The 17,908-nt window shown below is 63.0% G+C and carries 15 protein-coding genes; 6 read left to right on the forward strand and 9 right to left on the reverse strand.

All coding sequences use genetic code 11. The annotated features are described in order from the left end of the window. Nucleotides 1–43 precede the first annotated feature (43 nt). The 3 genes from NKF26_RS20450 to trpS all read right to left on the reverse strand — a co-directional run bounded on the left by NKF26_RS20450 (nt 44) and on the right by trpS (nt 2,178). Nucleotides 44–460 carry a QueT transporter family protein gene (locus tag NKF26_RS20450; RefSeq protein WP_253227926.1) on the reverse strand — a complete coding sequence of 139 codons (417 nt, stop codon included), beginning with the start codon at nt 458–460 and terminating at the stop codon, nt 44–46. Between the two features lie 144 nt (nt 461–604). Further along, on the reverse strand, nt 605–1,072 hold the full coding sequence (locus NKF26_RS20455; protein WP_253227927.1) for a GNAT family N-acetyltransferase: 468 nt from the start codon (nt 1,070–1,072) through the stop codon (nt 605–607). Continuing rightward, nucleotides 1,072–2,178: a tryptophan--tRNA ligase gene (gene trpS, locus NKF26_RS20460; protein ID WP_253234813.1), complete on the reverse strand. Its 1,107-nt coding sequence runs from the start codon at nt 2,176–2,178 to the stop codon at nt 1,072–1,074. The genes NKF26_RS20455 and trpS overlap by 1 nt, the downstream gene beginning before the upstream one ends. Before the next feature lie 264 nt (nt 2,179–2,442). On the opposite strand from trpS, the gene NKF26_RS20465 reads away from it, so the two are divergent. Continuing rightward, nucleotides 2,443–2,664 (forward strand): hypothetical protein, encoded by a 222-nt coding sequence (locus NKF26_RS20465; protein WP_253234814.1) that lies wholly within the window; start codon nt 2,443–2,445, stop codon nt 2,662–2,664. 82 nt (nt 2,665–2,746) lie between these two features. Here the strand turns inward: NKF26_RS20465 and NKF26_RS20470 are convergent, their stop codons facing one another. Both NKF26_RS20470 and NKF26_RS20475 read right to left on the reverse strand, forming a co-directional pair. Beyond that, nucleotides 2,747–3,385, reverse strand: a complete 639-nt coding sequence (locus NKF26_RS20470) for an NAD(P)-dependent oxidoreductase (RefSeq protein WP_253234815.1) — start codon at nt 3,383–3,385, stop codon at nt 2,747–2,749. Continuing rightward, entirely contained in the window at nt 3,386–4,426 is a 1,041-nt protein-coding gene (locus tag NKF26_RS20475) for a zinc-binding dehydrogenase (protein WP_253234816.1), read from the reverse strand. Between the two features lie 123 nt (nt 4,427–4,549). On the opposite strand from NKF26_RS20475, the gene NKF26_RS20480 reads away from it, so the two are divergent. Next, nucleotides 4,550–5,200, forward strand: coding sequence for a helix-turn-helix domain-containing protein (locus tag NKF26_RS20480; protein ID WP_253234817.1), 651 nt, complete (start codon nt 4,550–4,552; stop codon nt 5,198–5,200). 37 nt (nt 5,201–5,237) lie between these two features. Here NKF26_RS20480 and NKF26_RS20485 read toward each other — a convergent pair whose 3' ends face one another. Further along, nucleotides 5,238–6,509, reverse strand: a complete 1,272-nt coding sequence (locus NKF26_RS20485; protein ID WP_253227933.1) for an MFS transporter — start codon at nt 6,507–6,509, stop codon at nt 5,238–5,240. A 139-nt stretch (nt 6,510–6,648) separates the two neighbouring features. Between NKF26_RS20485 and NKF26_RS20490 the strand changes: the two genes are divergently transcribed. Next, entirely contained in the window at nt 6,649–7,629 is a 981-nt protein-coding gene (locus NKF26_RS20490) for a hydroxyacid dehydrogenase (protein WP_253234818.1), read from the forward strand. Here NKF26_RS20490 and NKF26_RS20495 read toward each other — a convergent pair whose 3' ends face one another. After that, nucleotides 7,630–9,582, reverse strand: coding sequence for a heavy metal translocating P-type ATPase (locus tag NKF26_RS20495; RefSeq protein WP_253234825.1), 1,953 nt, complete (start codon nt 9,580–9,582; stop codon nt 7,630–7,632). A 301-nt stretch (nt 9,583–9,883) separates the two neighbouring features. On the opposite strand from NKF26_RS20495, the gene NKF26_RS20500 reads away from it, so the two are divergent. Both NKF26_RS20500 and NKF26_RS20505 read left to right on the forward strand, forming a co-directional pair. Next, complete coding sequence (locus tag NKF26_RS20500) at nt 9,884–11,326, forward strand: sulfatase-like hydrolase/transferase (RefSeq protein ID WP_253234819.1); 1,443 nt, start codon at nt 9,884–9,886, stop codon at nt 11,324–11,326. A gap of 105 nt (nt 11,327–11,431) precedes the next feature. Then, on the forward strand, nt 11,432–12,979 hold the full coding sequence (locus tag NKF26_RS20505) for a flippase (RefSeq protein WP_253234820.1): 1,548 nt from the start codon (nt 11,432–11,434) through the stop codon (nt 12,977–12,979). A gap of 208 nt (nt 12,980–13,187) precedes the next feature. On the opposite strand, the gene NKF26_RS20510 is transcribed toward NKF26_RS20505, so the two are convergent. Both NKF26_RS20510 and NKF26_RS20515 read right to left on the reverse strand, forming a co-directional pair. Further along, nucleotides 13,188–16,181, reverse strand: coding sequence for a glycosyl hydrolase (locus NKF26_RS20510; RefSeq protein ID WP_253234821.1), 2,994 nt, complete (start codon nt 16,179–16,181; stop codon nt 13,188–13,190). A 309-nt stretch (nt 16,182–16,490) separates the two neighbouring features. After that, a complete protein-coding gene (locus NKF26_RS20515) occupies nt 16,491–17,087 on the reverse strand; it encodes an HdeD family acid-resistance protein (protein ID WP_253227938.1) in 597 nt (198 codons plus the stop codon). Between the two features lie 174 nt (nt 17,088–17,261). Here NKF26_RS20515 and NKF26_RS20520 point away from each other — a divergent pair, with 174 nt between their 5' ends. Further along, nucleotides 17,262–17,813 carry a ribbon-helix-helix protein, CopG family gene (locus NKF26_RS20520; protein ID WP_253227939.1) on the forward strand — a complete coding sequence of 184 codons (552 nt, stop codon included), beginning with the start codon at nt 17,262–17,264 and terminating at the stop codon, nt 17,811–17,813. Nucleotides 17,814–17,908: the final 95 nt, after the last annotated feature.

Raw genomic sequence — 17,908 nt, forward strand, 5'->3', positions numbered from 1 at the left:
GGGTCCTCGAATCGACCCGGAGTAGCCACACGACGGGACGCACTTACGCATCGGCATCGACGGCCTCCCGTTCCCGTTTTCGAACCCGACCGAGCGTATAAATCACGTACACCGCGATGAGCGTGACGAGGCCACCGGCGATGACGTCGCTCCAGAGAACGTTGTCCGAGACGAGACTGGAAACGGTCGAGATGCCGAAGACTATCAGCCCCAACAGGGCGATCATCCATTCGCTCACGAACGAAAGCGACCGACTTCGAAGCAGTCCAACGATGTAGAGGCCCGCGAACAAAACTATCGCGAGGCCCAACAGTGCGTGATCCTCGACTCGAAACTCGGAGCGGAGCGTGAGCGGCGAGAACGTGATCCACAGTCCGAGGAGAACGAGGAGACCGTGCAACCAGATGAGTCTCCGACGTTCGTGCTGGTCGAGTTGCGGGGCCACGGATGCAACGCTCATAGCGAGGTCTGTTACCAGAGTATGTCCTCGGTGGCGACGATAATAAGCGTATTCCACGTTGTCACGTTGGACCCGAGTTTCGAACGGTCCCGCCGGAAGCGTGCGTCGAGCAGGAATCCCGCCGGAAGCGTACGTCGAGTCGAATTACAGTCGTTTCGTCATTCGATGGCGCTTGGTCACGTAGTCGTCGCGCCGGTAGAGCGACTGAGCGACGTGGTTTTCCGCGTGAACGTCGAGCGAGATAAACTCACACCCCTGCCGTCGTGCCCACGATTCGCCCCGCGAGAGGAGCGCGGTAGCTATTCCGTGCCGTCGGTGGCTTCGGCGGACGAACAGGCCGTCGATGTAGCCACGTGGGCCGCGGGCGAAGACGGGCGGGGAATCCCGTTTTTCGACCGATACGTAGCCGATCAAGCCGTCGTCGTCCGCGACGAACGTGGCGATGCTCGCGTCGGAGAAACGGTCTTTCACGTACGAAAATACGTTCGCCCTGACCCCGTGGTCGGCCAGCGTGTCGAAGTCGTCCATCTCCGCCATCTCGCGAGCGAACGGGACCCAGAGGTCGTCCACGAACCGGACGAGTTCCCCCGCTCGCAGTCGTCGAATTCGCATCAGGTCGCCTCTCCGAACCCGTGTTCGGCGAGATATCGCTCGACGTCCGGTCGCGCCGCCTCGCGTTTTTCCTGATGATCACGAAGGAAGGTTTCGAGGCGCTCCTTGGCGATTTGTTTCAGTTCGCCCGAGAGCATCGCGCCGGATTCGTACTTTCGCCGGATTCGTTCGAGTTCGTCGTCGTCCCGAACGAGGTGGAACGCGAGCAGTTCGAACACCATGTCGTCCTCGACGGTTCCCCCTTTCTCGCGGTGTTCCTCGACGCTGGCGCGACCGCCGGTCTTCGCCGCGTCGATTTTCCGCTTCGCGTCCTCGACGGTATCCGTGAGTGCGATGTAACTCGCCGGGTCGGACGAACTCATCTTCCCCCCTTGTAGCCCGCGCATGAACCGATGGTACGTACTCGCGGGTTTTACGTACGCGGTCTCGCGGTAGCGCGAGGCGACGTCCCGCGTCAGGCGAACGTGCGGGTCCTGGTCGATGCCGACCGGGACGACCGTCGGTTTCGGCCCGCCGTTCTCGGGTGCCTGCGGCCGGAGAATGTCGGCGTACTGGGTCAGCGCCGAGGATATCTTTCCGGGTGAGGTCGCGCCGTAGGTCGCCTCGAACTCGTTTTCCGTGATGTACCGCGAGAACAGTTTGCTCCGGGCGAGGTGGTCGTTACCCGCCCCCGACTGGAAGTAAAAATCCGTCCTGTCGAGATCGAGCCCCGCCGCGACGTAGTTCAGAAGGTACTCCTCGACCACCAGTTCGCGGGCGTCTTCGAGCGACACGTCGCGCGTCGCGTAGGCTTCGATATCCGCCGCACAGAGGGTGACCTCGGCACCCATCTCCTGAAACATGCGGACCTGCTCGACCACGGCGAGGTGGCCGAAGTGGAAGACGCCGGAGGGCATGAGGCCAGTCATGACGGCGAACGGGTCGCCCCGGTCGCGGGCGTCGAGGACGGTTTCGAGGTCGCGCTGGCCGAAGACGATGCCGCGCCGGACGAGGCGATTATCGGGAAGACGGTCGGCGAGCGGGCCGATGGGTTCGATGCCGAACCCCTCCATCGTCGCCGAGTAGTCGGCGATTTCGACGTCGCCCCACGGGTCGATGTCGGTCATCGGCCATCACCGCCGAGCGAATCGCTGGTGGAGAACGGACTATCGGTGAAACGATACGACAGGATCAGTTGACTATGCCGTGGTCGGCCAAAATCGACCACCGGCAGTAGTGAACGAAGACATGCCGGTTGCTACTCCGGGAGTTGCGGGCAAAAGGGTTTCGCGGGCGTGAGAGACGGTGGCAAACGCGAGTGACCGAGCGAGCGATTCGGCCGCCATGGCGGCCGAATCGCAGTTGTCCGTGGCTATCGTAGGGGAGCCATCATGGCAACCGAGATCGGCCGAAAAGAGATCGTTGTTGCGATTCGAAATGCGCCAGCGCCGGTGGTGAACACGTCGTATCTCGCGGACGAGTTGGGCGTCCCCCGTGAGCGACTCGGCGACCAACTCCGCGAGTTGGTCGCCGATGGCGTCCTCGAACACACGGAAGCGCGCGGCCGAGGCCACCTCTGGTGGCTCTCGGCCGCGAGCGAACTGGCCGAGTGAAAAAACGGGGACGACATTGGAGGAATCGGCCGATTGCCCACTTCGCAACACCGGCGCAACTGGACGGTACTGAGGCGTCAATTCAGTTAACGATCATCGGAGCCTCGCCGACCCATCTGTCCGTCTCCGCCGCACGAACCATGAACGCCGCCACAGTAGCTCGCGAGACCGTTGACAAGGTTGTGAGTCCGAGATACCCCGTTCGATAGTCACGAGTGCGTGGGCCGCTCCTGATCCACGGCGGTCTGACCATGACCCATTCGCAATCGCTCGCCGCGAGCGTTCTCATGAGTCGTTCTCCTCCCCCGGTGAGATCACCTGCGACGAGGTCCACCGCGGACGAGAGAACTCGTCCCGAAACGGAGAACGGGTCTTTTGGATGGGAAATAACTCTGCCGCCGAGAATCACGACCCGTGGAACGTCGTGTGCTTGCATCGCAGCGAGGATGTTCTCCCCGCCGCGAATCGCCACGTCGATAGGGGAACCTTCTGCGGGGCCGAGCGCGCTGAGGACGGCATCGGCCCCCTGCACGGCGCGTTCGACCGCATCAGTGTCGAGAGCGTCACCCTGGACAATCGACAGATGGCTGTTGTCGCGGTGGATCGAATCCACTTTCTCCGGACTGCGAACGAACGCTCGTACCTCGTGCTCCCGTAACAGCGCGGTATCCACGACGTGACGGCCGACGCGCCCCGTCGCCCCAAACACGACGACTTCCATTCAGTTCCCGTCCCCTTCTCTCGTCTCGAGAATGATCTTCCCGCAGAGGTGCCCGTTCTCGCTCAACTCGTGTGCCTGCTGTGCTTCGGCCAGCGGGAACACCGTATCGAGCGTCGGCGCGACGGTACCGTCTTCGAGGAGTTTGGTAATCTCGTCGAGCCATTCCCGGTCGAGGGTGTCCGACCGTTCGACGCGGATGCCGTGCTCGTCGGCCGCCTCCTCCTGTTCCGGCGTGAGGTTCAGCGGGAGATTGTCGATGACCCCGCCCTCCTTCGTGATTTCGAGCGAGCGGGTGAAGGTACCGCCACCGATCGCGTCGATCACCACATCGACCGGTTCGATGGCGTCCTCGAAGCGCTCTTCGCGGTAGTTGACGAATTCGTCCACGCCCAAATCGCGGAGATACTCCTCGTTCGAACCGGAAGCGGTTCCGATGACGTGGGCACCTCGCCGCTTTGCGAACTGGACGGCGAAGTGACCCACGCCGCCCGCCGCGGCGTGAATCAGCACCCTCTGACCGGGTTTGAGGTCGGTCAGTTGCATGGACCGCCACGCGGTGAGTCCCGCCATGGGAACACCGGCCGCCGCCTCGAACGACAGCGACTCCGGTTTCTGACCGAGTTTTCCTTCCGTAGGGGAAACCGCGACCGCTTCCGCGTACGCGCCGCCGTCGCCCGGAAACGGCAGTATCCCGTACACTTCGTCGCCCGGTTCGAACTCGGTCACGTCCATGCCGACTTCATCGACGACCCCGGCGATATCCCATCCCGGAATCCACGGGAGGTCGATGGGGAATGGGGCTCCTTGCCGAATTTTACAATCGGCAGGGTTCACACCGGCCGCGTGAATCCGGACGCGGACCTCGTCGTCGGCCGGTTCCGGAGTCTCTATCTCCTCGTACCGGAGATTCGATGCATCGCCAAACTCGTGAATACGTACTGCTTTCATCCGTGATTTCTCCTGAATTCGTGGTCGTGCTGTACCGCGCTGTGCGCGTTTTTCGTCCGCGCCGTCGGACGCATCGTGTTGCTGTCTGACCACACCGAACGCTACGTCTCCCCGGCGGATGCACCGACTGCCCCGAAAGTGGGGCAGTATTTAAGGGAACGTCGCATGAGTAGTAGCACGGTAGGCGACCAAATCGGACAGGATACGCGATACTGCATGAGATCGATAACGTTCACCATCACTCGACCTGACGGGTTTTACCCGGCCGTCCACGAACTGCTCGCCAGCGAATCCGCCCCCGTCCGAAAATCCATCCTCCACTTGAACACACTGGACGACGGGACGATGGTCATGTTGGCCCACGTCCATGGGAATCCCGACCGCACGCGTCGACTGATCGAGCAAAACCCGGACGTGATCGACTACAGCGTTTCGGACGAAGGGGACGGTACCGGCCTCATGTACGTTCACAGTCAATTTCCGGAACCGATACGTGGGGTCCTCCGCCCCCTCGACGAACACGAAGTGTTCTTCGAGTCCATCGAATACATCTCCGAGGAGGAAATCCGCGTGACCATGATCGGCGAGACTAACGAAGTGTTGCAGCGGGCGCTCGCCGCAATCCCCGACGAAATCGACATCAGCGTCGAGCGCATCGGCGTGTACTCTCCGGGGACGAGCGATCTCACCGGATTATTGACCGACCGCCAACAGGAGATTTTGGACATCGCGATGGAACTCGGCTACTACGAGAATCCGCGCCGTGCCACCCACGGGGAAATCGCCGAGCGCGTCGGAATCGACGCGAGCACGGTCAGCGAACACATGCGAAAGATCGAAGCCCGAGCGTTCGCGTTCCTCGCTTGAAATTCGATATAGGAGCACAAGGGAGGAGTATTCGTTCTCACTCGTTCGGCAACAGCGCGTACAGTCCGAGTGCCATCGCCGACAACACGCCCAGAATGATGAACGCGAGATTCAATTCGTTCGCGTCGGCGAAGACCCCCATAAACGTCGAACCGAGCGAACCGACGAGGAAGAAACCGGTTCTGATGAATCCCCACGCCGAGCCTTGAAGGTGGTCGGGGAGCGCGCCGACGATGAAGGAGTTCGTGACGGCGTTGACCGCCATGCGCGTACCGAGAATCCCGACGACGACCGCTATCGCGAGTTTTCCAGAGACGAGCGTCAGTGCGATGGGAGCGACGACGCCGATGGCGGTGACGACGAGGAGGACGGGTTTGATGCCGATTCGGTCGGCGGCACTGCCCGCGACGATTTGGGACGCCGCGCCGACGACGAACATGAACCCGAACAGCAGGGCGGCGGTTCCCTGACTCAGTCCCTTCGTCTGGAGATACGTCGGGAGGAACGCGGTGATCCCCTGATAGGCGAAGAGCAATATCGCCACCGAGAGGGTCGCGAGCAGGATGGAGCGGTCCGAGAGCGTCCCGACGAGTTCGCCGAACTCCGGTAGCGTGGAGGACGAGGCCGTGTCGGATTCACCGCCGTCGGAGACGGCGTCGGTCTCCGACGGGTCGTCGCTCCGACGGTCGTCCTCGGCGGGACGTTCGGGGACGACGTTCCACGCCATCACCGCCATGACGAAGAACGGGACCGCCAACCCGGCGAGGATGGCCCGCCAGCCGACATCGGTCACGACCGCCGCCGCGATGTTCGGGAGGAACGCGGACCCGAGGCTACCGATGGCCAACGTGATGCCGAACGCCGCGCCCGCGTTCCGCGTGAACGTCCGCGAGAGGACCGTCCCCCGACTCGGGCCGTAGAGGCCGGACGTGAGTCCGTAGGCCGCGCTGCCGAGGAAGAAGACGCCGAAAGCCGGCGCGAACCCGAGGAGGAGCATGCTGAATCCGGACAGACCGAGGCTCGCGGTCAACAGCCGTCGCTCCCCGAGACGGTTGACCAACACCCCCGCCGGGAACTGCATCAAGGCGTAACCGATCCAGAGGGCGGTGATGGCGAGTCCGGCGAGCGAGTCGGAGATGTGGAGATTCGATTCGATCTGGGGCAACAGCGTCGGGAGGATAAACCGCATACCGAGCGTGAACGCCCACCCGATTGCGACGGTGACGAGCAGCCAGCCCCGGCCGTCACCGCGGAGGCCGCGAACCGTCTCCCGTAACTGTCGAGATAGCGAACGATAGCGAGCGGACATCTGGTAGTTCGAGGATGGTTCGGCGGCCGGTTAAATGGGCGGATGTCACCCAATCTTCACCGGTATTCCGCCGTCACGACGATACCCGGCCCCCCTCGCCGGAGCGGTTTTGTCGATAGGGGTCGTCATCGCTCGGACGATGGAAACGGAATCGGAACCGGTTCGGGGACTCGTGGACGTGGACGTACAACCGCTGTCGGCGTTACATGAGCGCGTTGGGGAGCGCGTCGAACTCACGGTCGGCGGCGACCCCGACGAGGACGCGCTCGTCGACGAATTGGCCGACATGGACGTGGTGTTCACGACCTCTCGCCTGCCGATTTCGCGGCGAGTCCTGGAAGCGACGAACCTCTCGGTGGTCGCCAAGTTCGGCACCGGCCTCGACAACGTCGATGTCGAAGCCGCGAACGACCACGGAATCCCGGTGACGTACACGCCCGGACTCAACGCGCTCTCCGTGGCCGAACACGCGCTCGGCCTCCTGCTGGCGACGCTCCGACGAACGGTTCACGCCCAGCGCGTCCTCGAATCCGGCGGCTGGCGGGACGAAACGCCCATCGGTCGGCAACTCTCGGGGAAGACGGTCGGCATCGTCGGCTACGGTCGAATCGGCCAGCGGTTCGCCACGCTGCTCGACGGGTTCCACGCCGAAACGCTCGCGTTCGATCCGTACGTGGAGCAGGAGGACGCGGAACTGACGGGCACGGCGATGACGACGCTCGATTCCCTGTTGGAACGGAGCGACGCCGTCGTGATCACCACCGAGTTGACCGACGAGACGCGCGGCATGCTCGACGAAGCGGCGTTCGCCGCGATGAAACCGTCGGCCGTCGTCGTCAACGTCGCACGGGGGGCAGTCATCGACCAATCGGCACTCATCGGGGCGCTCCGCGACGAAACCATCGCCGGTGCCGGACTCGACGTGTTCGAGTCGGAGCCGCTGACCCCCGATTCGCCGCTCCACGGGTTCGAAACGGTCACGCTGACGCCGCACATCGCGGCGCGAACCGAGGAGGCGAGCGTGGCCTGCATCGACCGTTTGGCGACGAACGCGCTCGCCCTGCTCGACGGGCGAACGGTTCCCGACCGCTATCTGGCGACGGGGTCGGGGTTACGATGATCAGACCGACAGGTCGGCCCCTTGCAATCGACGGGCGTTGATGGCGACGATGACCGTGCTCGCGGACATGAGCACGGCACCGACGGCGGGCGAGAGCAGGATGCCGAGGGGCGCGAGGACGCCCGCCGCGAGCGGGAGCGCGAAGACGTTGTACCCCGTCGCCCAGACGAGGTTCTCCTGCATCTTCCGGTAACTCGCACGGCTGAGGCGGATCAGTTTCACCACGTCGAGCGGGTCGTTCTCCACGAGGACGATGTCGGCGGATTCGATGGCGACGTCGGTGCCGCTCCCGATGGCGATGCCGACGTCCGCGCGCGTCAACGCCGGTGCGTCGTTCACGCCGTCGCCGACCATCGCCACGCGCTCGCCGCCCGCCGTGAGGTCCGTGACTCGCTCGTCCTTCTCCTCCGGCAGCACCTCGGCGAAGTAGGTGTCGATACCCAGTTCGTCGGCCACGGAACGGGCGACGGCCTCGCTGTCGCCCGTCAGCATGGCGACTTCGATTCCCATCCCGTGGAGCGCATCGACGGTCCGCTTGCTCGCCTCCCGAACCACGTCCGCCAGCGCGAATCCGGCGACGACGTTCCCGTCGGAGACGAGGTAAACGACGGTCTGGCCCTTCTCACCGGCAGTTCGGGCGAAGTCCGAAATGTTCTCGGGGAGAGCGGCATCGAGGGAATCGAGCAGGTTCGGCCCGCCGACGATCGTCTCTCGGGTCTCGACCGTCGCGCGAACGCCGCGACCCTTGATGTTCTCGAAGTCGCTCGCGGTCGGGATCGAGACGTCCTCGTCGTTCGTGTGGCGACGGACCGCTTCGGCGATGGGGTGTTCGGAGTCGGCTTCGACGGCGGCCGCGACGGCCGATGCCCGCCGGTCGTCCCATCCGTCCGCCGTCTCGACGTCGACGACGCCCTGTTTTCCTTCCGTGAGCGTCCCCGTCTTGTCGAACATGACGATATCGAGGTTTCTGGCGTCCTCCATCGCGGTGCGGTCACGGACGAGGACGCCGTTCGTCGCGGCCATCGAGGTGGTGATGGCGACGACCAGCGGGACCGCCAACCCGAGCGCGTGCGGGCAGGCGATGACCAACACCGTGACGACGCGTTCGACCACGTCGAGGCCGAACCCCGTGGCGAGAATCCACGCGACCGCCGTGACGGCGGCGACGCCCAGCGCGACGTAGAACAGCCACCCGGCGGCCCTGTCGGCCAGCAGTTGCGTTCCGGATTTGCTCCCCTGTGCCTCCTCGACGAGTCGCACGATACCGGCGAGGGCCGTCTCGTCGCCGGTCGCCCCGACTCGGACCCGGAGACTTCCGTCCCCGCTGTTGACCGTTCCGCCGATGACGTCGTCGCCGGGGTGTTTTCCCACCGGGCGCGATTCGCCGGTGATCATGGCTTCGTCGGCGGACGACTCGCCGTCCTCGACCGTACCGTCCGCGGGAATGCTCGCCCCCGGTCGGACGAGCACTCGGTCGCCGACTTGCAAGTCGGCGACCGGAACCTCGTCCGTCGTTCCGTCATCCGTGATTCGCTCCGCCGTATCCGGCATCAGTCGGGCCAGTTCGTCCAGCGCACCGGAGGCCTGCCGGACGCTCCGCATCTCCATCCAGTGACCCAACAGCATGACGTCGATGAGCGTCACGAGTTCCCAGAAGAAGCCCATCGTCCCGGGGAGGACGAACACCGCCGCGATGCTGTAGACGAACGCGACCGTGATGGCGAGCGAGATGAGCATCATCATCGCTGGTTGGCGGTTTTCGAACTCGACCCGCGCCATCGAGAGGAAGGGAACCCCGCCGTACGCGAAGACGATTACGGCGAAAACCGGCGTTACCCACTCGCTCCCCGGAAATCTGATCGCGGTGTAGCCGAGCGTCAGTTGAACGAACTCGCTGAAGTAGAGCACCGGTACCGAGAGAACGAGACAGACCCAGAACCGACGCCGGAACATCCCCTCGTGGCCGTGATGGTCTATCTGCGCCGGACGGTCGTCGCGGGACGACGGTGTTTCGGCGTCGTGTGGTTCCCCAGGACTATCCGAACTGACGTGTGACATCTTCACCCACCCTGGAGGGGATACGCCGGTGAGAATCATCAAGCTGTCCACAATTATGCGTTCGGAACACGAGATAACCGTCCGTAGAGGTGGTGAAACTGGGGAATTTATTTATTATGAACGATTCGGATAACAATCCTGTCGTGTAATTTTTTGGCCAATAGCGTTTTGGATGCCATCTCCCTGATGGGTAGCAATGGCAGCGAACGCCCCTCCAGCATCCCGCGCTCGAAACGTCCTCCTGATCTGTCTCGATACCGTTCGGGCGGACTTCTTCGCCGAGTACGCGAAGCGTCTCCAACGACTCTCGGACGTGACGTTCACCGGGTGTCGCGCCGCGAGTTCGTGGACGGTTCCGAGTCACGCGAGCATGTTTACCGGGGAGCTACCCTCCAAACACGGCGTCCACACGTACAACCGCCAGTTCGATACCATCGACCGCGACGAGACGTTCCTGTCGGAGTTGGACGGGTACACGACGTTCGGCGTGAGCGCCAACGCCTTCGTCAGCCCGACGTACGGCTTCGATTCGTGGTTCGACGAGTTCGCCGCTGTCGAACCGAAACACCGCTATCCGGAGGCGACGAGCCTCAACGAGGTCGGCCAGGAAACCGACGGCTCCGAGAAGTACACGGAGTTCCTTCGGGCGGCGATGGCGGACGACCACCCAATAGAGAGCCTGAAAAACACGGCCTACGGTGTGCTCCACCAGACGACGAAGACGGGTCCCGTCCCGAAACTGGTGGACAACGGTGGGTCGGCGGTGCTCGACGCGACGAAACGACGGGCCGACGATGCCGACGAACCGTTCTTCGGTTTTTGTAACCTGATGGACGCGCACACGCCACTTCAGCCGTGCCGGGCGTACGACTCGGAGCTACTTCGTGGCGTGCCGAACTCGTGGACCTCGGAACAGTACGGCGTCTGGGAACTGATGAACGGGGAAGACGAGCACGAGGACTACTGGCGTATCCGTCGGCAGGTGTACGGCGCGACGATCGAGTACATAGATCGACTCCTCTCGACGTTCGTCCACGACGTGCTCGATTCGTCGCGGCGCGAGACGACGATCATCGTCACGGCGGACCACGGCGAGAACCACGCCGAGGAAGCCGACGACTACCTCGCAAACCACAAGAGCAGCCTCTCGGAAGGGCTGTTGCACGTGCCCCTCTGTATCATCAACCCACCGGCGGGCTACGAACCGGAGGAAACCGGGTACGTCTCGCAACTCGAACTCGGCCGTCTCGTCACTGGGCTTGCGAACGGCGAGACGCCCGACGTCTCGCACGACGAGATACCGGCCGAACTGGTCGGGCTGAGCGCCGGACCGGAACCGCCGGAAAACCGGGAGTACTGGGACCGGATGATGCGCTGTGCGTACGAGGAAGGGGAAAAGACGGTCTGGGATTCGCTCGGGACGCGAACCGAGTACGAACTCGACCCGAGTCGGCTATCGTGGCAGCGGAAGGTCGAATCGGACGAGGACGGAGCGGACGAACCGGACGACGAGTCCCCGTTCTTCGCGGACGCCATCGCCGAGGCGAAAGCGACGGCCCAAAGCGAAGACCGGGACGAATCGGACGACGAAATCGACGCATCGACCGAGTCGCGCCTGCGAGAGCTGGGATATCTGTGAGTGGATCCCGCATCCCTCCGGGGGGAGGGATACCGACGGTTCGACGCCGGACCGACGAAACACAAGAAATAACCACCGACGGTCGGATACCAACAGCAGACGCCAATGGCTGACGACTCCTCGGACTCATACTCACCACTGAAATCGATCTCCCGTGGCGCGTCCTTCTTCATGGTCGGGAAAGGGCTCGACAGCGGGCTTCGGTTTCTGTTGAGCATCGTGCTGGCACGTGGGCTCACTACTGGTGGAAACGCTGTCATGTTCAGCGTCTACACCTTCGGGTTCGTCGTCATCCAATTCGTGGAGGTGCTGGCAAACCTCGGCACCGACCAGTCCATCCTGAAGTTCATCCCCCAGTACGAGGACGAACCGAGGAAACGGCAGCGGATGGTCGGACTGGCGTATCTCACGTCGCTGATCGCCGGTTGTGCCGTCGGCCTGGGGCTCTACATCGGGGCACCAGTCATCACGGGAATCGCGGCCGAGTCCTTTCGGCCGTACCTGACCGACGTGCTTCGAGTCCTCGCCGTCATCGTGCCGTTTTTCACGCTCACGAGTTGTATCAAGAGCGTCTTCAAGAGCCTCGAACTGCCGGAGTATCAGGTGTTCATCATGAACGTCCTGACGCCGGTAGTGCGGTTCGCCCTCGTCGGTGTCGCGCTGCTCCTCGGGTACGAACTCGTCGGCGTGACGGCGGCGACGGTCGTCGCCACGATTCTCGTCTTCGCCGCGGCGGCGTGGCTCGTGTGGTCGAAGACCGACCTCGTGCCGTCGTTCCGGGCGTCGAAAGGCGAAATCAAGGAGTTCTACAACTTCTCGCTGCCGTTGACGCTGAATCAGGCCGGGTACGTCCTCTCGAACCGCGTCGATATCATCATGATCGGCATCTTCGTCACGTCGATGTCGGACGCCGCGGGAATCTACCGGGCCGCCGCCGTACTGGCCGGACTGCTCATTCTGCCGCTGAGCGCGTTCAGCCAACTGTTTCCCCCCATCGCCTCCCGACTGTACAGCAACGGGAAGATGGACGACCTCGAATCGCTGTATCGACGGGTCACGCGCTGGACGTTCACGATGGCGCTGTTTCCGGCGGTCGGCGCGGTAGTCTTCGCCCACCAACTGCTCCTCCTGTACGGTAACGCGTTCACGCAGGGGGAAGCGATTCTGTTCCTGCTCGTCGTCGCGCAACTGGCGAACGCCAGCGTCGGCCCGAGCGGTTACGTGTTGATGATGACCGACAACCAGTACCTCGCGCTCGCGAACCAGTGGATTCTGGGCGTCTGCAACGTGGTTCTCAACTACGTCTTCATCCAGCAGTTCGGCCTCATCGGGGCCGCCATCGCCACGGCGACGGTCATCATCTCGGTCAACGCACTCCGCGTCGTCGAGGTGTGGCACTTCGTCGGTCTCTTCCCGTACTCACGAAAATACGCCAAGCCGATAATCGCGGGCGTCCTGTCCGCGGTTTCCATGCTCGGCGTGAAGGCCGCCGTCGGCGGACCGCTCTCGGCACACCTCCCGACGACCGCGGCCGCGCTCGCACAGGGTGTGGTCGGCGGCGTCGTCGGCCTCGCCGTCTTCGCCGGGGTGCTCTACCTGCTCGGCATCGAGCGGGAGGACCGGGAGTTCGTCTCCGAAAACGTCCCGCTGTGAGATTCGTCGAGCGTTTTGACGTATGTATCGCGAAGACAGCGGGAGTCTCGAATGAGAATCCCGAGTGAAAGTCCCGAGCACGCGGCGACGCCGCGTGCTCGGGTGGTGACGGCGGTTGGATTTTCCGCGGTTCGGTTTTCCCCGGTTCGGTTTTCCCCGGTTCAGGTTTCAGCGATTTTCGACCTTCCGGTGACTTTCGGCTTTCGTCTCAGTAGGTGAGGCTGAAGTGCTGGGAGTCGTTGCCGGTGCCGCCGTTCTCGTAGGTGAAGTAGTAGTCGATGGCGTCACCGGACGAGAAGTCGCCGACCACGTAGTCGGGAGTGGTTTCGAGCGTGTGGGTGTCGCCGCTCTTGTTCATCCGGTAGTTGTACTGTGACCCGCCGTTGACGGTGTAGTGAACGTCCACCCAGTTCGACCCGACGTTCGAGACGAACGTGAACGACAGTTCGTCGACGGTTGAGTCGCTGTCCGACCCGTCGATGCGGGAAACGCTTTGGTTGAAGTCGCCACTGCCCGACGAGTTCGTTGTGACGCTCACTGTGTTGGACGCGCTCGACTCGTTGCCCGCACCGTCCACGGCCGTCACGGAGAAGTCGTAGGTCGTCCCGCCGGAGAGTCCGGAGACCGTCGTGGACGTGGTACCCGCCGAGACGGTCCCGTTCTGCGAACCGTTCACGTAGACCGCGTAGTGGTCGAGTCCCGACCCGCCGGTGTCGCTCGCGGCGCTCCAACCGAGATCGACCGACGACGTGGTGTGGCCGGACGACGAGAGGTTCGACGGGGACGACGGTGCAGTCGAGTCTCCCGAACCGCCACCGCTGCTCCCGCCGGTGCTCGAATTCATCGAGTTGGCTCCGACGGAGAGCGACGTACCGTCCGAGAAGTTCACCGTGATCGCCGCGTTCCCGCCGTTGTAGGCGACGTAGGTCTTGTCGCTCCCGCTCCCGAAGACGTACGCCAGCGGATAGTCCGCGGTGACCGACGGGTTGGGGTTGCCCATGCCGTCGATGGCGTAAATCCAGTGGTACGTGTGCGCCTTCGTCTCGCCCGATTCCGGCGTGTAGGAGCCTTTCTTGGCTTGGAACATGCTCTTGGCGTCGCTCGGGTTCGAGAACACGCGGTAGTTCCACATGATGTCGGGCCAGAGGTTCCAAGCGCCGCCGTTGTCGTCGTTGGCCACCGCCTCGGAGTAATTTCGCTCGGCCAAGTCGGCGTCCCAGCCGAGATACAGCGAGTGACCGGCGTACGGCAGGTAGTTGATGCCGTGTACCGCCTCGGCGTCGGCGTTGAACCACGTCGCGTAGGAGTACTTGTCGCTCCAGACGATACCCGCCGTGTCGTGACCCCAGGCGTCGGGTTGGTTCCCGTCGTCCACGTCGAACCAGTACTCCATCGCGGAGATGACCTCGTGGGTGTATAGGTAGGCCGCCCAGTTCAGCATCTCGTCGTTGTCGGTGTACACCGCCCACTCGACCATCGCCCCGTAGGCGTTGATGGCCTCCGAGGACGATTCCTGGTCGTTGCCGTCCGCGAACTCCGCGGTACCGGCGGCCCACGAGTGACCGCCGAACGGGCTGAAGTTCCGCAAAAACGGGAACGAATCGGCGGGATTGGTCGCGGGTTCCTGTGCGTTGGCGCGGTTCGGCCGTTCCCAGTTGGCGAAGTCACGGACGATGAGGTCGACCATGCCGCCCCAGTTGCCGTCGTCGCCCCACGAGTCGTCGGTTCGCGAGAGGGCGGCGGCACCGCGGACGAAGTAGCCGTAGTGGAAGTGGTGGTCGTTGAGGCCCGACGCCGACCCGTACGAGTCGGGGTAGCCGATGAACGTGCCCCAACTGTCGTCGTAGTAGAACAGGTTCGAACTCTCGCTGCTTCCGGCGACCAGCCAGTCCTCCATCCGCGACTGGATGGCGTCGTACAGCGCGTCGCGTTTGCTCGTGTTACCGACCTGGTCGGCGATGGGTGCGGCCGCGGCCGCCCGACCGAACTCCTTCCCGGTCGAGTACGTGTCGCTGCCGCCGAGGCTCGACGACACGTCACCCACGTAGCCCGAGAGTTCCGATTCGTCGTACGTGCCTCGGTCGGGGAGATACGGGAGGACACCTCGGAACGGGTGGGTCGTCGTGAACGACGACCCGCTGGTCGTCTTCATCGTCCCGCGGGGGCACACGTACGTGTCGCTCAGCAGGGCCTCGTCCGTGTACTTGTGCTGGTGCGGATACAGTCCCGTTATCGTCCCGCTGGCCTGACTCTCGGCCTTGTCGTCCGTGTTGAACGAGTAGGTCGTTCGGACCTCGCTCGCGGACTGGTCGTAGGTCGGACTGACGCGAGTCGCGTCACCGGCCCCGGTGTCCATGACGAAGTTGTAGGCGTACTCCTCGAACGTGTCGAGCGTCGAGGTGTTACCGTCGGGGAGGATGGCTATCGACAGATAACCGCCCGACAGCCCGTTGGTCAGCGTGGCCGAACCGGTGCCGGACCAGTCGTCGCCCGACGGCGCGAACAGGCCGTAGTGGTTGCCGTTGTGGGTCACGCCGAGGACGTTCCCGCGGTCGGCCCAGACGTTCGGGGCCGCCGGAAAGTCCAGTTCCGCACCGCCGCCCGTGTACTCACAGAAGACGAAGGGCAACCCCGTCGTCAGCGACGCCCTGAGGGTCGTCCCCGTTGCGCTTCCCCATTTCAGCGTCACGGACCAGTCGCTGTGGCCGTCTACGCGCGTGTCGGCGAACGATGAGGTGGCGGTGTGGCCCAGCGTGAAGTCGCTGCTGACGTCCATTATCGCGGCAGTGTCAGAGATCGTCCACGTCGACGGGTTGCCGACTTCGAGACCGGCCTCCACCGCCTGTCCGTATCCGGGGTCGAAAAAGAGGTTCTCCGAATACCCCTCGACCAGTGCCGACGTCCACCAATCGTTCGATGGAAGCGGCGCTTGGACGTTCCCGGTCGTATACAGCGTCGAAGGCGGTCCGTCCTCTCCCGATGGCTTCGTCCCGGCGTAACTTCCGTTGCCGACGCCGTGAACGTCGCTTGCCGCCATTGCCGGTGCGGGAATCCCCGCCGCGCCGGCCAGTCCGGCGGCCCCGAACGCCTTGAAATACGTGCGCCGCGAGAGCGATAGCCCGTCGTTCGATTCGGCTGGTTCGTCCGATTCGTCCGTCTGACTCTGCCGTTCGTCGGCAGAATTGCGAGTTGGCTCGTGCATATGTTCGTGTCCTGCTGTGCGATTAATCCCTGATCAATCGCAATAAAATACTACTTATTGAGTAGTTATAATTATTACTCAAAAATTTGAATTATTAACGAGTAGCGACCATACTAATAATTATTTGATACGAGTGGTGACGAGTGAACCCGAATCCGGAACTCGTCGATCACCACCCGTCACCGTTCATCGCCACCCCCTCATCCATCACAATCCACGTGAGGACCACGCTCACAGCGGACGGTTGATCACGCGTAAGTGTTCGGGAAAGCGAGCGAAACGACGATCGAATTGGGAGAACGGAAGCAGTTATCCCGTTTCCGCCCGCGTTTCCGTCGCTTTCTTTACCGCTTCGCGGCCGCCCATCGCGGCCGCGACCATCGAGAGACCGCTCGTGAAGAGGCCGATACCGAACAGGAGTCCGACGGCCCACGTCGCGGAACTCGGGTACGACAGCCAGACGAAGAAGGCGACGAGGATCGACGCAATTCCGCTGATGGCGATCCATAGCCACCCGCGCTCCGGTCGGAGTCGGAACCCCATGGCCAACTCGACGGCCCCCTCGACGAGGAAGAAGATGACGAGGAGGATGGTTAGCGCCGTGAGTCCGACCAGCGGGTTCAGGAGGAACGCGATACCGCCGATGGCGAAGATGATTGCCAACAGCAGTTGAAAGACGAATCCCGTCCACCCGCGCCCCGAAAACGCGTGGACGAAGTGGGCGACCGCACCGATCACGAGGTACACGCCGAACAGAAACGACAGCGTGATTCCCGTGAAGAACGGCGTCAGGATCGCCAGTAAGCCGACGATAGTGAGTACGACGCCGACACCCATGAGGAGTCGCCACGTATCTTGAATCGTGTTTGCCAGTCGTTCCCTGTCGTACGTCTCCGCGGTTGTCATCCTTGAAATCCCCCGGACCGTGTACGACGGTCTCCGGAATAAAAGGATGCACAAACGTGCAGCGGTATCGGGATGGAAATTTTTGGAAAGTACGTGTGGTAGCGCTCGACCTGTCGCCCGAACGGGCGATAAACCGGACGAACGCATAAATGGGTTGGGTGGGTAAGTGGGAGCATGACGAACCGGGTAACGGTGTCGCTGGACGACGAGGCACAGGTCGCGCTGGACGAACTCGTGAGTCGGGACGGAAAACCCCAGAGCGAACTCGTCAGGCAGGCGCTCGTCTTCTACGCCGCGAACTACGACGCCGCCACGACCCAAGCGGGACCGAGCCTCGAAGCGTACCATCAAATGCTGGCGAGCGGCGAACACGTCCTGCTCGACGTGGACTTTCTCCACTGCTTCTTGGAGTACGTCGAGGACGAAGACGGTGAGCCGGATGCGGCGTTTATCGAACTGGCAGACAGCGTCTCGAACTATCACGCCCGCGAGTACGAACACCGATTCGAAACGCTCGGGGAACTGCTCGACTGGCTTTCGTTCTGTGGTTTCCTGACCGTTCGCGGAACGCAGGGTGACACGTATCACGTCGTGTTCCCAACCGAGTCGGTCAAATGGTTCATGACGCGATTCGTCGAGCGAAGCAGCGCCCGGCTTCCTTTCGAAATCGAACTGGAGGAAGGCGTCTCCAAGGTGCTGATGACGGAAGTCGACCCCGAACGCTGATCCGTTCGTCAGTCGTCTGAGTTCATCGTCATCCCTCAGTGTTCGTCGTCGCTATTCGTCAGTATCCGTCGATATTAGTCCGAATCGTCAGTATC

The organism is Haladaptatus sp. AB618, assembly GCF_024136965.1.
GTDB lineage: Archaea > Halobacteriota > Halobacteria > Halobacteriales > Haladaptataceae > Haladaptatus.

Bases quoted from the DNA above. Each gene is read 5' to 3' on its own strand.
- NKF26_RS20510 (WP_253234821.1), bottom strand. From the start codon at position 16,181: ATGCACGAGCCAACTCGCAATTCTGCCGACGAACGGCAGAGTCAGACG.
- NKF26_RS20455 (WP_253227927.1), bottom strand. From the start codon at position 1,072: ATGCGAATTCGACGACTGCGAGCGGGGGAACTCGTCCGGTTCGTGGAC.
- NKF26_RS20450 (WP_253227926.1), bottom strand. From the start codon at position 460: ATGAGCGTTGCATCCGTGGCCCCGCAACTCGACCAGCACGAACGTCGG.
- NKF26_RS20505 (WP_253234820.1), top strand. From the start codon at position 11,432: ATGGCTGACGACTCCTCGGACTCATACTCACCACTGAAATCGATCTCC.
- NKF26_RS20515 (WP_253227938.1), bottom strand. From the start codon at position 17,087: ATGACAACCGCGGAGACGTACGACAGGGAACGACTGGCAAACACGATT.
- trpS (WP_253234813.1), bottom strand. From the start codon at position 2,178: ATGACCGACATCGACCCGTGGGGCGACGTCGAAATCGCCGACTACTCG.
- NKF26_RS20520 (WP_253227939.1), top strand. From the start codon at position 17,262: ATGACGAACCGGGTAACGGTGTCGCTGGACGACGAGGCACAGGTCGCG.
- NKF26_RS20465 (WP_253234814.1), top strand. From the start codon at position 2,443: ATGGCAACCGAGATCGGCCGAAAAGAGATCGTTGTTGCGATTCGAAAT.
- NKF26_RS20495 (WP_253234825.1), bottom strand. From the start codon at position 9,582: ATGTTCCGGCGTCGGTTCTGGGTCTGTCTCGTTCTCTCGGTACCGGTG.
- NKF26_RS20470 (WP_253234815.1), bottom strand. From the start codon at position 3,385: ATGGAAGTCGTCGTGTTTGGGGCGACGGGGCGCGTCGGCCGTCACGTC.
- NKF26_RS20480 (WP_253234817.1), top strand. From the start codon at position 4,550: ATGAGATCGATAACGTTCACCATCACTCGACCTGACGGGTTTTACCCG.
- NKF26_RS20500 (WP_253234819.1), top strand. From the start codon at position 9,884: ATGGCAGCGAACGCCCCTCCAGCATCCCGCGCTCGAAACGTCCTCCTG.
- NKF26_RS20485 (WP_253227933.1), bottom strand. From the start codon at position 6,509: ATGTCCGCTCGCTATCGTTCGCTATCTCGACAGTTACGGGAGACGGTT.
- NKF26_RS20490 (WP_253234818.1), top strand. From the start codon at position 6,649: ATGGAAACGGAATCGGAACCGGTTCGGGGACTCGTGGACGTGGACGTA.